Below are 12,926 nucleotides of genomic sequence, written 5' to 3'. Positions count from 1 at the left end.
TCCACGTCAGATCAGGATCCGCATCGCCTCGGGCAGCTCGAGTCCCATCCGGGCAAGGGCGTTCGCGTGGTAAGCCGAGCCGGGCACATGGATCATGTGCTGGAGTCCGACGTGCGCGTCGCGCCAGAACCGCTGGATCGCGTTGCCCCGCCGGATCGCGTTCCCGCCGGACCGCGCGAAGATCTCGTCCAGGGCGGAGACGGCCCGCCAGGCACAACGGACCTGGTTGCGCCGGACGTTCGCCCGGTCCTCCAGGGTGATCGGCCGGCCGGCCTCGACCTGGTCGTACAACCGGCTGATGCCGTCGATGAGTTGCACCCGCGACGCGGCGATCTCCGCCGCGGCCTCCCCGGCGGCGTAGAGGACGTACGGGTCGTCGCGGACCTGGACGCCGGTGACCGCGACCCGGTCGCGCTGCTGGGCCAGGTGGATGTCGAGCGCGCCCTCGCAGATGCCGATGACCGCCGCGGTGATCCCGAGCGGGAACATCGAGCTGAAGGGCAGCTTGTACAGGGTGTCGGTCAGCCCGACCGCCTCCGCGGCCGCCCCGTCCTGGACCGCCTCCTGCCGGATGACGCGGTGTTCGGGAACGAACGCCTTGTCCACGACGACGTCCTTGCTGCCGGTCCCCGACAGTCCGATCACGTCCCAGGTGCCGTCGATGATCTCGTAGTCCGAGCGGGGCAGCACGACGTGCAGCACCGTGATGGGCCCGGCCGGCCTGCCCTTGCCGTCCCCGAGGAGCGCGCCGAGGAAGTCCCAGCCGCAGTGGTCGCTGCCCGAGGAGAACGGCCAGCGTCCGCTGAGGACATAGCCGCCGTCCACCGGCTCGGCGATGCCGTTGGGCATGTAGGGCGAGGCGATCCAGGTGTCCGGGTCGTCGTCCCACACCTCGTGGGTGAGCCGCGGATCCATCTGGGCCAGCTCCCACGGGTGGACGCCGACGACGCCGCACACCCAGCCGGCGGCTCCGTCGTGCCGGGCCACGGCCATCACCGCTTCGGCGAAGTCCCGGGGGTGGGCGCCGAATCCGCCGTACTCCTTCGGCTGGAGCAGTCGTACGACCCCCGCGGAGCGGAGCAGTCCGACGGTCCGGTCGCTCAGCCTGCCGAGTGACTCGTTCTCGTCGGCGAGTGCTGCCAGTTCGGCGCCCAGCTCCTCGACACGACCGATCACTTCATGCGTCACGCCGCACACCTCCTGGTGACTGGTCCCTCGCATCCGCCGCGCGTCGCCGACGGTGGGACGGCCACAGTGTCGGGGCCCGGGACCGGCACCCGCTGCGCGCTTTCCGCTGACCGGGACTGTGGACTCAGCGGGTGACGCGGGGCCGCAGCGCGGCGGTGGAGCGGCCCTTCAGGGCCGAGAACCACACGCCGGCCCCGTAGGCGAGGTCGTCGAGGCGGCGGGCCAGGCCGTAGCGGAGCGGGTCGAGAGGAGTGCCGTCGCGCCGGTACTCGAGTGCGATATCGGCCACCGCGGCGACCGCCGCGGCCCTGCGCAGCCGGCGGGAGACCAGGCAGCCGACGGCCGTGAGCGGCCACCAGTGGCGGGTCAGCAGCGCGGAGGTCTGCGCCAGGGTGCCGAGCGCCCCGTCGGCGGTGAGCCGCGCGGCCAGCCGGTACGGGTGCGGGGTGCCGTCGAGCCTGCGGGCGATGCGCAGGGTGACGACACCGAGGACGACCCCCGCGACCGGCACCGACCAGCGCCGCTGGACGACGAGCGCGGCGGCGAACGCCGCGCCCCACGGGGCGAACACCGCGGGTGCGATGTACGCGGGGTGCCGCCGGGCGAGCGGCTGTGCCCCGGTTCCGTACACGGCCTTGCGCAGGAGCCAGTCCCGCACACGCACGCGATGCTCGTGGGCGGCCCGGACGGCGGGTTCGTAGCGCACGCGCCGGCCGGCCGCGATCAGCCGCCAGCACAGGTCGACGTCCTCCCCGACCCGCAGGCGCTCGTCGAAGCCCTCCCCCAGCGCGTCCACCCGCGCCACGAGGCAGGCCGAGGACGCCCAGGAGACGGGCGTGCCGGGCCGGACCCGGGCCGGGTGCGCGCCGAGGTCGAGCGAGGACCTGGCGTTCTCGTACCGTTCGATCCAGCTCGTGGCGGGGGCCGCCAGGCCGGTGATGCGCGGTACCGCCATGGCGACCAGGGGGTCGGCGAAGTGCCTCAGCAGGGTGGGCACGGTCTCGGGGTCCAGCACGATGTCGGAGTCGGCGAAGACCACGTACGGGGTGGTGACGAGACGGAGCCCGGCGTTGCGCGCGCCGGCCGGTCCGGCGTTGGCTGCCAGGGCGACCAGCCGGGCGCCGTGGCCCGCGGCGACCGCCGCCACGGCGGCCGGGCGCCGGGAGGCGTCGTCGACGACGATCACCGGGGCGTCCGCGCGGATGCTCCGCAGCAGCCGGTCCAGTGGGCGTGGGCGGTCGCGGACGGGTACGACGACCGTGTACCGGAGGTCGGGAGGAGCCGGAAGCGCATCGGCGACGGGATGGGCCATGCCGGTGTCGGTCAGCCGCTCCGCGAGGAGCGCGCCCGCCGCGTCCCGCACGGTGAGCGACCGGCCGTCGAACAGCCGCCGCGCCCTCGGGGTCAGCCTCAGCAACCGGGTCGGGAACCCGCCGAGCAGGGCCCGGCCGCCGTCGATCACCCGGGTGTGCCGGTCGAGTTCGACCCTGAAGCCGACGGGAAGCGTCACCGGCGTACGGCCTTCGGGTGCGCCGGATCGGTGAGGCGGCCTCGGGCGTCGCAGCTCCACGCGGTGATCCGGCGGACCGTCGTGGCCACCATCGCGTCCGTCGCCCGGCGGCCCTCCTCGGCGCTGGCCCCGGCGGGATCGCCCAGCACGCCGGAGGGCGAGACGGCGCGGACACCGCGGGCCGTGAGCTCCGGCAGCAGCGCGGCCAGTGGCCGGGCGTCACCGGCGACGGCGGCGTCCGGTCGTACCCGCTCCGGGGCCAGATGCAGCAGCACGGAGGTCTCCGCACGCCCGGCGTGCGCGTCGCCGCCCGGCACCTCGCAGCCGGTCCAGCCGGCGTCGTGGCCCTCGGCTCGCAGCAGTCCGAGGGCGGTGTCGAGGGTGGCGGTGTTGCCGCCGTGGCCGTTGACGAAGACGACGCGGCCCGCCCACCGGGACAGCGAGCGCACCAGTTCCACGACGACCACGCGCAGCGCCTCGTGCCCGATCGAGACGGTCCCCGGGAAGTCCTCGTGTTCGCCGCTGGCGCCGTAGCCGAGCGGCGGTGCGACGAACGGTGGGCCGTGCGCTCCCGGGGCTAGGGCGTCGGCCGTCCGCCGGGCGACGGCGTGGGCGACGACGGTGTCGGTGTCGAGGGGCAGATGCGGTCCGTGCTGCTCGGTGGAGCCGACCGGCACCAGGACGAGCGCGCCGGGCGGCACGGCCGGCCAGGCGGTGTCGGCCAGGACTCGCGGCATGGCGTCCCCCGCCCCGCTCAGGCGACCGGGGACTCGACGTCGGCCGGGGCCGCCGAGGGCCCCACCGGCAGGCCCCCGCCGCCCAGGACTAGCGGGAAGCCCGCAGGAATCACCAGGTCCTCGGGACCCAGCTCGTGGACGGAGGAGTGCCCGAGGCCCAGCACGGCCGAGTCGAGCCCACCGCGCAGGATGTCCAGCACGTTCTCGACACCGGCCTGTCCGTTCGCCGCGAGGCCCCAGAGACAGGCACGGCCGATCAGAACGGCGCGGGCGCCGAGGGCGAGTGCCTTCGCCACGTCGCCGCCCCGGCGGACGCCGCCGTCGAGGAGTACTTCGATCTCGTCGCCGACGGCTTCGGCGACGGAGGGCAGGATCCGGATGGTGGCGGGGGTGGTGTCCAGGTTGTTGCCGCCGTGGTTGGAGACGGACAGGGCCGTCACCCCGGCGTCGACGGCCCGCTTGGCGTCGTCGACCCGGGTCACGCCCTTGAGGAGCAGGGGTCCGCCCCACTCCTCGCCCAGCCACTTGACGTCCTCCCAGGTCGGGGGCGTGGTCTGCATCCACTCGCCGTAGGCCGCGAAGAAGCCGGGCGCCTCGCCGCCGGGGGCGCGCAGGTTGGGCACGGTGAGTTCGGGGAGACGGCCGGACCTGGCGTACCGCCACAGCCAGCCGGGCCGGGGCAGTACGTCGGGGGCGAACCGCAGCATGGTCCTGAGGTCGAGCTTTTCCGGGACGGCGGGGCTGCCCCAGTCGCGGCCGTGCGAGAAGGACCAGTCGAGGGTGACGATGAGCGCCTTCGCGCCGGCGGCCCTGGCCCGGTCCATGCGCTGGGTCATCGTCGCGCGCGTTCCGCTCCAGTAGAGCTGGAAGAAGAGGTCCGGCTGGGCGCCCGCCACCTCCTCGACGGGCCTGCTCGCGAACGAACTCAGCCCCATGACGACGCCCCGGCTCGCGGCGGCCCGGGCCACGGCGACCTCCCCGTCCGGGTGGACGGCCTGGACTCCGGTCGGCGAGATGAGCACGGGCAGCGCGGTGGGCACGCCCAGCACGGTCGTGGTCAGGTCGCGGTCGGCATGGTGGCCGACGACCCGCGGGGCGAAGCCCAGTTCGGCGAAGGCCGCCACGTTGGCGTCGATCGTACGGCCGCGCTCCGAGCCCGCGACGAGCGCGCCGTAGACCGGCCTCGGCAGCCGCTTGCGGGCCCTGCGCTGTGCTTCGGCGACCGTCTCGAACCAGGGGTTCCTAGGCATGTGCCGCGTCCTTTCCGGTCGGCGCCACAGCCGTCCCGGCCAGCGGGTTCTCGTCGCAGGGACGGACCGGTGGCCGACGGGTGAGGACGAGAGCCACGGTCCTGCGGGAGTGGTCGCCGGACGGCCTGGGCACCGCGGTCGCGTCGCGGCGGGCCAGCAGCGCCTCACCGTGCCCCTGCACGCACTCGGGGTCGGGGCCGTCCAGCGCAAGCCCGGTGAAGAACTTCGCGGCCATGCAGCCGCCCTTGCAGGTGTCGTAGAAGGCGCAGGAGGCGCAGGCTCCGCCGTGCTGCGGGGTGCGCAGCCGCCGCAGCAGCTCGGAGCCGCGCCATACCTCCCGGAAGCCGCCCGGCCCGGTCACGTTCCCGGCGAGGAACTCCTCGTGGATGGCGAACGGGCAGGCGTACACGTCCCCGACCGGGTCGATCAGACAGACGACGCGTCCGGCGCCGCACAGGTTGAGGCCGGGCAACGCCTCGCCGTACGCGGAGAGATGGAAGAACGAGTCGCCCGTCAGCACCTGCTCGCCGTGCGCCGACAGCCAGTCGTACAGCTCGCGTTGCTGCGCGGCCGTCGGATGCAGGTCGTCCCAGACGTCGGCGCCGCGTCCGGAGGGGCGCAGCCGGGTCAGCCGCAGCCGGGCGCCGAAGCGGTCGGCCAGCGCCTTGAAGTCGTCCAGCTGCGGGATGTTGTGCCGGGTGCAGACCACGGAGATCTTGAAGTCGCGCAGTCCGGCGGCGGCGAGGTTCTCCATGGCCCGCAGCGCCGTCGCGTACGAACCGGCCCCGCGCACCGCGTCGTTGACGTCGGCGGTCGCGCCGTCGAGCGAGATCTGGACGTCCACGTAGTCGTTGCGGGCGAGTCGCTCGGCGGCCCCGGGAGTGATACGGACGCCGTTGGTGGAGAACTTCACGCCCACGTGGTGTGCCGTGGCGTAGTCCAGGAGCTCCCAGAAGTCGGCGCGGACGGTGGGCTCGCCGCCGCCGATGTTGACGTAGAAGACCTGCATGGCCTCCAGTTCGTCGATGACGGCCTTGGCCTGCGCGGTGCTCAGCTCACGGGGGTCGCGCCGGCCGGAGCCGGACAGGCAGTGCGTGCAGGACAGGTTGCAGGCGTAGGTGAGTTCCCAGGTGAGGCAGATCGGTGCGTCGAGCCCGTGCTCGAACAGGTCGACCAGCCGGGGCGTGGTGGTCATGAGGTCCTTCCGACGACCATCGACGACCGGACGAGGACGGCGAGGGCCCGGCCGTAGCGGGGCAGCTCGTCCTCTCCGAGACCCGCGGCCCGGCAGGCGGCACGGGCCGTGGGCGCGTGGGCGAGGCCCTGGACGACGGCCAGGAGCCGGCGGTCCTTGAGGAACGAGAGTCTGCGGGTTCCGAAGTGGTAGAGCAGCGCGCCGAAGGGTTCGGGCCGCACCGAGACCTGCGGATGCAGGTCCCAGGCGCGGTCGAGGTCCATCGCTGACATCCGGCGGCGCCTAGTAGACGCCGCACATGCCGTCGATGGAGATCTCCTCCAGGAGATCCTCGGCCTCGATGACATCCGAGGTGAAGGCCTCGGCATCGGCATCGATGAGCGCCTCGGTGACGGCGTCGTCGGGCTGGGCGGAGCGGAGCTCGTTCATGCGACTCTCCCTGGGCGCCCTCGGCGCCCGGTGTCGGAACGGAAAGAGGTGCGCGCCGCGACCGAGGAGGTCCGCGCGGCCGACTCGCGTGCGGCGTCCGACGCTAGGTCAGCGGCGCGCCCGGTACCCGGGCAGGTCCCGGCCACCGGGACGCACCGCAGCGCGGGCCGGCCACCGCGCTTTCAATCACGTGCCCATGAAGAGGACCGAGCGGACCGAGCAGCCCGAGCGGCCGAAGCGGACCGAGCAGGCCGGGCGCGGGCATCGCCGGGCACGCCACCCGGACGTCATCGTGGTGGGCGCCGGCGGCAGCGGCGCCGCGCTCGCGGCGCGGCTCAGCGAGGACCCCGACCGCAACGTACTGCTGCTGGAGGCGGGCCCGGTCCCGCGTCAACCGGGAGCGTTCGCACCTGAGTTGCTGGACGCGCGGCTCGTCCCCGGCGCGCAGCCCGGCCACCCGGCCGTCCGGGCCTACGCCGTGCACCTCACTCCGACGCGGCCGTACACGGTCGTCCGGGGGCACGGCCTCGGCGGCTCCACCACCGTCAACGGCGGGTACTTCGTCCGCGCCCGGCGGGACGACTTCGACCGCTGGTCGGCCGTGGGAGGCGCGGCCTGGTCCTACGACCGGACGCTGCCCCTGCTCCGCGCCCTGGAGACCGACCTCGACCACGGTGCCGGCCCGCTGCACGGCGACCGCGGGCCGGTACCCGTGCGCCGTGCGGCGCTCGGCCACCCCGCCGCCGTCGCGTTCCGGGCGGCCGCTCACCTGCTGGGCTTTCCCGCGGAGCCGGACAAGAACGCCCAGGAACCGCCGGGCTTCGGTCCGGTGCCGTCCAACGCCGTGGACGGGGTGCGCGTCAACACCGGCATCGGATACCTGCTGGGCGCGTCCGGCCGCCCCAACCTCCGGGTGGAAGGGGGCAGTACGGTCCACCGGGTCGTCGTCACGCGCGGCCGCGCGACCGGCGTGGAGGTCGAGCGGCACGGACGCCGCCGCTTGGTCGGCGGCGGCGAAGTCGTGCTCTGTGCGGGGGCGTTCCGCTCCCCCCACCTGCTGCATCTGTCGGGCATCGGGCCGCGTCGGGACCTGGAGGCCCTCGGTGTCCCCGTCGTCCGGGACGCTCCCGCCGTCGGGGCCCGGTTCGGCGACCATCCCCAGGTAGCCGTGGAGTGGACGCCCCGACGGCCGTTGCCGGCGCCCGCCGACTCATGGCTCGGCGGGGCCCTGCACCTGTCCTCGCCGGACGGGGACCACCCGGGTGACCTGGAGATACTCCAGTCCCTCGTGCCCATGGCCGGGCTGACGGGCGGACGGGTGCCCGTTCCCGGTCCCGGCGCGCCCCTCGCGTTCCTCGTCTCCGTCCAGACCCCGCGGCTGAGCGGCCGGATGCGGACCCGTTCCACCGATCCCGCGACACCCCCGAGCCTCGACTACCACTATCTGTCGACCGCGCGGGACCGGCGGCGCATGCGGGAAGCGGTGCGTGTCACCGCGGAGTTGGCGGCCACGCGTGCCTTCGGGGAGGTCTCCGGCGGGCTCGTGGAACCGGGGACGCGGGTGCTGGACGACGACCGCCTGCTCGACCGGTGGATCCTCGGCCGTCTCGGCACGGCCCACCACACGTGCGGCACGGTTCCGCTCGGCCCCGCCGGTGATCCCCGGGCCGCCGTCGACCGCTACGGCAGGGTGCACGATGTCGGCGGTCTGCGGGTCGCGGACACGTCGATCCTGCCCGCGCCCCCGCTGCGGGGCCCGGCGGCCACCGCCGTCCTCGTCGGCGAACTCGTCGCCGACGCCATGCGGCGCGGCCTGACGTGAACCGGTCCGGAGGCCGCGCGGAACGTCGTCGGACCGCTCACGAGGTCCCGCGGACCGCGCCGACGAGCCCGCCGGGCAGCGGCGACCCGACGCTCGGCGGCGTCCCGGCGCACGACGCCATACCGACGCTCGGCGACGAAGGGCTGATGCTCCGTCCCGACGGGCGGGTGGGGAATCCCGTGCGGTGCCTGGTTCTCGACGACTGGCACGACGCGGCCGCGAGCCGGGTCGAGGCCGAGGCCGCCCGGTTGGCCGACTCCTTGCCGCTGACCTTCGGCATCGCGACCCGGCAGCCGCCGGACCGGCTGCGACCGCTGCTGGAGGCGGTGACGCTGACCCTGGCGGCGCCCCGGGCGGGCGCCGAGACACGGGAGTCGGTGACCGTCCACGATCCGCCGGCCGCGTTCGGCGAGCTCGCCCGGCTCGTCGGTCGCCGCCCGCAGGCGAGCCTGATGCTGGGGCAGTTGCTGCGCCGGACGCCGCGCCTCGGCACCCTGGAGGGCCTGGCGGCCGAGGCGGCGGCCTACTCGATGCTTCTCGGCGGAACGGAGTTCGCGTCCTGGCTCGCGGAGCGAGGGACGCCCGGGGCTGCTCCGGAGGAGGGCCCACCGGTCCGCGTCCGGCGGGACGACGATCGGCTGTCCGTCCTGCTCGACCGCCCGCGCCGGCGCAACGCGTTCAGCTTCCGGATGCGCGAGGAGCTGTTCGAGGCCCTGGAACTCGCCCTGCTCGACGGCACGGTCGACCGGGTCGAACTGGCCGGTGCCGGACCGGTGTTCTCCAGTGGCGGCGACCTCTCCGAGTTCGGGACGGCCACGGACCCGGTCGCGGCCTGTCTGGTACGGCTGGACCGGGCGCCCTGGCGGCTGATCGACCGGATGCGGGACCGGGTGACGGTCCGCGTGCAGGGCGCGGCGGTCGGCGCGGGGGTGGAGATGGCGGCCTTCGCGGGGCGTGTGGTCTCCTCCCCCACGGCCTTCTTCCAGCTGCCCGAGGTCGCGATGGGTCTGGTGCCCGGCGCCGGCGGCACGGTGAGCGTGCCGCGGCGGATCGGCCGGTGGCGGGCGGCGTGGATGATGCTGAGCGGCGCCCGCGTCGACGCGTCGACCGCCCTGCGGTGGGGGTTGGTCGACGAGATCGAGGAGATCGACGACGGCCGTGAGTGCTGAGGTGCCCCCGCCCGGCGCCGCCCTGCCGGTCCAGGTCGGCGTCGGTCCCCTGATCCACGGCACGGCACAGCGCCGGGCGGGACCTCGACGACCTCAGGGCGACGTCCTCCTGAGCCGTGGTGACCGCGAGGGCACGCCGCCCGGCGTCACTCGTCCTGCACCGCCGCGCACAGGCCGCCGTCGACGACGATGTCGACGCCGTTGACGAAGCTCGCCTCGTCCGACAGCAGGAACGCGGCGACCGCGGCGACCTCGTCGTACCGGCCGGTGCGGCCCAGCGGCGTGCGCTCGATGAGCTGCCGTACCGACTCGTGCCGGGCCGCCTCCTGCCGGGTCCCCGGGGTGTCGATGGCACCGGGCGACAAGGAGCACACGCGCGCGCCCACCGGCCCGAGCCGCACCGCCTCGGCGCGGGCGAAGCGGTGCACACCGTAGGTGGCCCACGGGTACGCCCACGCGGGATCCTCGACGGCCGGTCCGATCGCCTCGCGGATCCCGTCGAGGAACCCCTCCTCGAGCGGATCGTCCAGGACGGCCGCGACCACCGGGTCGGGGTCGATGTGAGCGATCAGCGGGGACACCGAGGCGCAGTACACGAACGCCGTACCGGCGGTGGCCAACGGACGGAGCGCCTCGGCGACCAGCGCCGTTCCGACGAAGTCGACCTCGAGGATCCGGCGCCAGCCGGCCTCCCCCGCCTCGACGCCGTCGGCGTGCGCGACCGCCCGGAGGGTGCCGAGCTCCCCGGCCCGTCCGGCCAGCCGGGCAAGGCCCTCCCCGTCGGTGACGTCCGCTTCGAACGGCTCGACGACGGCCCGCACGCCCCGTCCGGCCAGGTCCTTCGCGACCGCGGCCGCCGCCGCCTCGTTCCGGTCGGCGAGCAACAGCACGTCCACCATGTCGGCAAGACGCCTCGCGCACGCCTCTCCCGTCCCGCGACCCGCGCCGGTGGCGATACCTACCGTGGTCATGCGTCACTCCTCACTGGGGACACTCGTCACAGGACGAGTGTCTCGCGGCCGACGGCGTCGGGGACCGCCCGGACGCCGGTCGCGCCTCCGGGGAGCCGTGACCGCGCCACCCGGGCTCGCCCCTTTGACGTACCGTCTGGTCTAGCAAACCGAGCGACGCCCCGGAGCCCGCTTCCCCCGGAACTGCCGAAAAAGCCGTCCGACGTGGTCCCGGGGGGTCGCCCTTGATCGACGTCGTCACGTCAAGCGGGGAGAGAAGCGATGCCACGACCGCCGGGCCATGGACCGGGTTTCGAGGTCAGACGCCAGAAGATCATCGACATCGCGGCGTCGCTGTTCGCCCAGCAGGGGTACGCGGCGACGTCCATCAACGACCTGGGCCGGGCGGTCGGCCTCGCCAAGGGAGCCCTGTACTACTACATCGGCTCCAAGGAGAACCTGCTCGTCGAGATCCAGGCGCGGGTGATGGGGCCGCTGCTCTCCCGCGCCCGCCAGATCGCGGACCTCGACACGGATCCCCTGCTGCGGCTGCGCCTGCTGTCCGAATCGCTGCTCACCATCATCTTCCGCAGGCTCGACCACATCTGGGTCTACGAGCACGACTACCGCAGTCTGAGCGGCGCGGAGCTGAAGACCCTGCTGGGCCAGCGTTCCGACTTCGAACAGGTGATCTCGGGGCTGCTCGCGGAGGCCGTCGACCAGGGCACCTTCCGCGCGATGCCACCGCGGCTCGCCACCCTCCAGTTCCTCAATCTGCACAATCACACCTACCAGTGGGTACGCACGGACGGGCAGTGGGACGCGGCGTTCCTGTCCCGCGAATACTGCGCGACCCTGTTCCGCGGCTTCGGCGCGCCCGACCACGCCCTGCCGAAGCTCGAGCAACAGGCAGAGGCGTTCAAGCACGACCACCCGGAACTGCCCCTCGATCCCGAGGCCGGCTGGAATTCCCGGCCCGCCATCGAACAGCCGACCGGGCCCGGATCAGAATCCGCATGACGACCGGCCCCGGTCAGGTACCGTCCGGGGCCGTCAGCAAGGTCAGATGGGCGACGTCGGGATCGTGACCGAGTTCTGCGACTGCTTCGTCCACATCCGTTCGGGTCAGTACAGGTCTTCGACCGGCCCTGACCCGATACTGCCGTGTCGAGGCGGCGGGGTGTCGGGCCCACGACCTGATCACCACGAAGGCGACTTGGGCGTACTCGCCTCCGTGCGTGCGTGGGCTGGCGCGGCGTGGCGCGTGTCTATGCCGCGTCCTCGGTGAAGGCATCCTCATCCATCATCGCGGCGCCGAATCCGCCCAGGATCTCGTCCATGTTCAGTTCGGTGGCGTCGGCCGGGGCCGTGGGCTTCCGGCCCTCGCTCATCCGCACCACCAGGCCCAGCTTCTTCACCTTCGCGTTCTCGGCCAGTTCGGCGAGGTCGACGGAGACCTGGGTCAGCTCGCCGTTCTTGAGCGTGAAGTCCGCCGTGACCTTGGCGTTCGGGGCGTCCTTGAGGTCCTCGTCCGTGGGCAGTTCCATGCCCGGCGGCAAGGTCTTCGCGAGCGGGCGGATCTCGCCGAGGAACTTCGTGATCAGCGTACGGAACGGAGCGGTGGCGGTGATGTGTTCGGAACCGTCCTTGTCACCGGCGGTCTTGAAGTCGACCTCGCGGGCGATGGTCCCGCGCAGCGCCTCCAGCAGTTGCTTCTGCGCCTTGGCGTCGAGGGTGGGCTCCGGCGCGGGCGTCGCACCGGGCTCCGCTCCCATCTCCGCCGCGGTCTGCTCCATCTCCTTGGTGTTGACCTTCACCCACTCGCCGTCGAGCACCTTCTTGAGCCCGCTCGCCTCCGGGGGCAGGTCCTTCATCGACGGCACAGGGAAGCCCATGGCTTTGCCGAGGGCGTTCACGTCGGAGCGGACATAGGTGTAGTCGCCGACGACCCGGTACTCGGTGAGGTCCCCGTCCTTGGTGCTGATCTTCAGCGCCATCCCGACGTAGTCCTTCTCTCCGGACTCCCCGATCGGCTTCTTCGACTGCACGGTGACACTGATCTTGGCGCCACTCAGCAGGTCGGCGACCTCGTCGGGCAGCTCCTCACCGGGCTCCGGATCCATCGAGGCGTCCAGCGCCTTCAGACTCCGGGAGTCCGTGTCGAGATCGAGCTCGAAGGAGATCGACTTCTCGCTCGCGAGCTTCTCGAAGGCCTCGTCGAGCTTCTTTCCGGCGGTGAGCTGCTCCACGGTGCCGCAGGCGGCCGAACCCGCCAGGACAGCGCCGACAACTGCGGTGGCGGTCAAGGTCTTTCGTATGGCGGTGATGATGGTCTCCTCGTCGGTGCGATCACCACAACGTGATCACCGACGAAGACTCGCGACGCCAACAAAGGGTTGTGCCCCGCACGAGCCACGTCGACCGTGCGACGCAGTCCCACGAGTGCTCAGCTCGGAGGCGAGCGCCTGGGACCGCTTGCCTCTTCACTTCTGCGAGAAGCGGCCCGGCCCCTCGGAGAAGGAGGACGAGCCGCGCGGTGCCGAGTTCGACGGCGAAGAACCCATGTCGTCCTGACCAGGCTGTTCATCAAGACCCTTCCGCGAGACGGAAGCCGTATTGCGCCCCCATGACGCCCGCCCCGACGATGCGACCACCAGCAGAGACGGGAGCCGCAAC

12 protein-coding genes are annotated in these 12,926 nt (G+C 73.2%); 3 read left to right on the top strand and 9 right to left on the bottom strand.

Annotated features, from left to right (window positions below; all coding sequences use genetic code 11):
• Nucleotides 1-6: 6 nt before the first annotated feature.
• The 7 genes from OG736_RS35740 to mftA all read right to left on the bottom strand — a co-directional run bounded on the left by OG736_RS35740 (nucleotide 7) and on the right by mftA (nucleotide 6,309).
• Nucleotides 7-1,188, bottom strand: coding sequence for an acyl-CoA dehydrogenase family protein (locus tag OG736_RS35740; protein ID WP_327186080.1), 1,182 nt, complete (start codon nucleotides 1,186-1,188; stop codon nucleotides 7-9).
• 124 nt (nucleotides 1,189-1,312) lie between these two features.
• Entirely contained in the window at nucleotides 1,313-2,698 is a 1,386-nt protein-coding gene (mftF, locus tag OG736_RS35735) for a mycofactocin biosynthesis glycosyltransferase MftF (RefSeq protein ID WP_327186079.1), read from the bottom strand.
• Nucleotides 2,695-3,435, bottom strand: coding sequence for a mycofactocin biosynthesis peptidyl-dipeptidase MftE (gene mftE, locus OG736_RS35730; RefSeq protein WP_327186078.1), 741 nt, complete (start codon nucleotides 3,433-3,435; stop codon nucleotides 2,695-2,697). The genes mftF and mftE overlap by 4 nt, the downstream gene beginning before the upstream one ends.
• Nucleotides 3,436-3,452: 17 nt before the next feature.
• The gene (mftD, locus tag OG736_RS35725) at nucleotides 3,453-4,685 is read right to left on the bottom strand and encodes a pre-mycofactocin synthase MftD (RefSeq protein ID WP_327186077.1); all 1,233 of its coding nucleotides are present in this window, start codon (nucleotides 4,683-4,685) and stop codon (nucleotides 3,453-3,455) included.
• The gene (mftC, locus tag OG736_RS35720; RefSeq protein WP_327186076.1) at nucleotides 4,678-5,880 is read right to left on the bottom strand and encodes a mycofactocin radical SAM maturase; all 1,203 of its coding nucleotides are present in this window, start codon (nucleotides 5,878-5,880) and stop codon (nucleotides 4,678-4,680) included. Before mftC ends, mftD begins: the two co-directional genes overlap by 8 nt.
• A complete protein-coding gene (gene mftB / locus OG736_RS35715) occupies nucleotides 5,877-6,152 on the bottom strand; it encodes a mycofactocin biosynthesis chaperone MftB (protein WP_327186075.1) in 276 nt (91 codons plus the stop codon). Before mftB ends, mftC begins: the two co-directional genes overlap by 4 nt.
• A 10-nt stretch (nucleotides 6,153-6,162) precedes the next feature.
• The gene (gene mftA / locus OG736_RS35710) at nucleotides 6,163-6,309 is read right to left on the bottom strand and encodes a mycofactocin precursor MftA (protein WP_327186074.1); all 147 of its coding nucleotides are present in this window, start codon (nucleotides 6,307-6,309) and stop codon (nucleotides 6,163-6,165) included.
• Between the two features lie 196 nt (nucleotides 6,310-6,505).
• On the opposite strand from mftA, the gene mftG reads away from it, so the two are divergent.
• Together mftG and OG736_RS35700 are read left to right on the top strand one after the other, a co-directional pair.
• A complete protein-coding gene (mftG, locus tag OG736_RS35705) occupies nucleotides 6,506-8,131 on the top strand; it encodes a mycofactocin dehydrogenase MftG (protein ID WP_327186073.1) in 1,626 nt (541 codons plus the stop codon).
• Nucleotides 8,128-9,300 (top strand): enoyl-CoA hydratase/isomerase family protein, encoded by a 1,173-nt coding sequence (locus OG736_RS35700; RefSeq protein ID WP_327186072.1) that lies wholly within the window; start codon nucleotides 8,128-8,130, stop codon nucleotides 9,298-9,300. The genes mftG and OG736_RS35700 overlap by 4 nt, the downstream gene beginning before the upstream one ends.
• A 146-nt stretch (nucleotides 9,301-9,446) precedes the next feature.
• Here OG736_RS35700 and OG736_RS35695 read toward each other — a convergent pair whose 3' ends face one another.
• Nucleotides 9,447-10,271 (bottom strand): SDR family oxidoreductase, encoded by an 825-nt coding sequence (locus OG736_RS35695; RefSeq protein WP_327186071.1) that lies wholly within the window; start codon nucleotides 10,269-10,271, stop codon nucleotides 9,447-9,449.
• Nucleotides 10,272-10,532: 261 nt separating this feature from the next.
• Here OG736_RS35695 and OG736_RS35690 point away from each other — a divergent pair, with 261 nt between their 5' ends.
• Nucleotides 10,533-11,270 carry a TetR/AcrR family transcriptional regulator gene (locus tag OG736_RS35690; protein ID WP_327186070.1) on the top strand — a complete coding sequence of 246 codons (738 nt, stop codon included), beginning with the start codon at nucleotides 10,533-10,535 and terminating at the stop codon, nucleotides 11,268-11,270.
• A 248-nt stretch (nucleotides 11,271-11,518) separates the two neighbouring features.
• On the opposite strand, the gene OG736_RS35685 is transcribed toward OG736_RS35690, so the two are convergent.
• Nucleotides 11,519-12,556 (bottom strand): hypothetical protein, encoded by a 1,038-nt coding sequence (locus tag OG736_RS35685; RefSeq protein ID WP_327186069.1) that lies wholly within the window; start codon nucleotides 12,554-12,556, stop codon nucleotides 11,519-11,521.
• Nucleotides 12,557-12,926 lie beyond the last annotated feature (370 nt).

The sequence above is a fragment of the Streptomyces sp. NBC_01334 genome (assembly GCF_035983595.1).
Taxonomy (GTDB): Bacteria; Actinomycetota; Actinomycetes; order Streptomycetales; family Streptomycetaceae; genus Streptomyces; species Streptomyces coriariae.
This window is presented reverse-complemented; position numbering and strand designations above follow the sequence as displayed.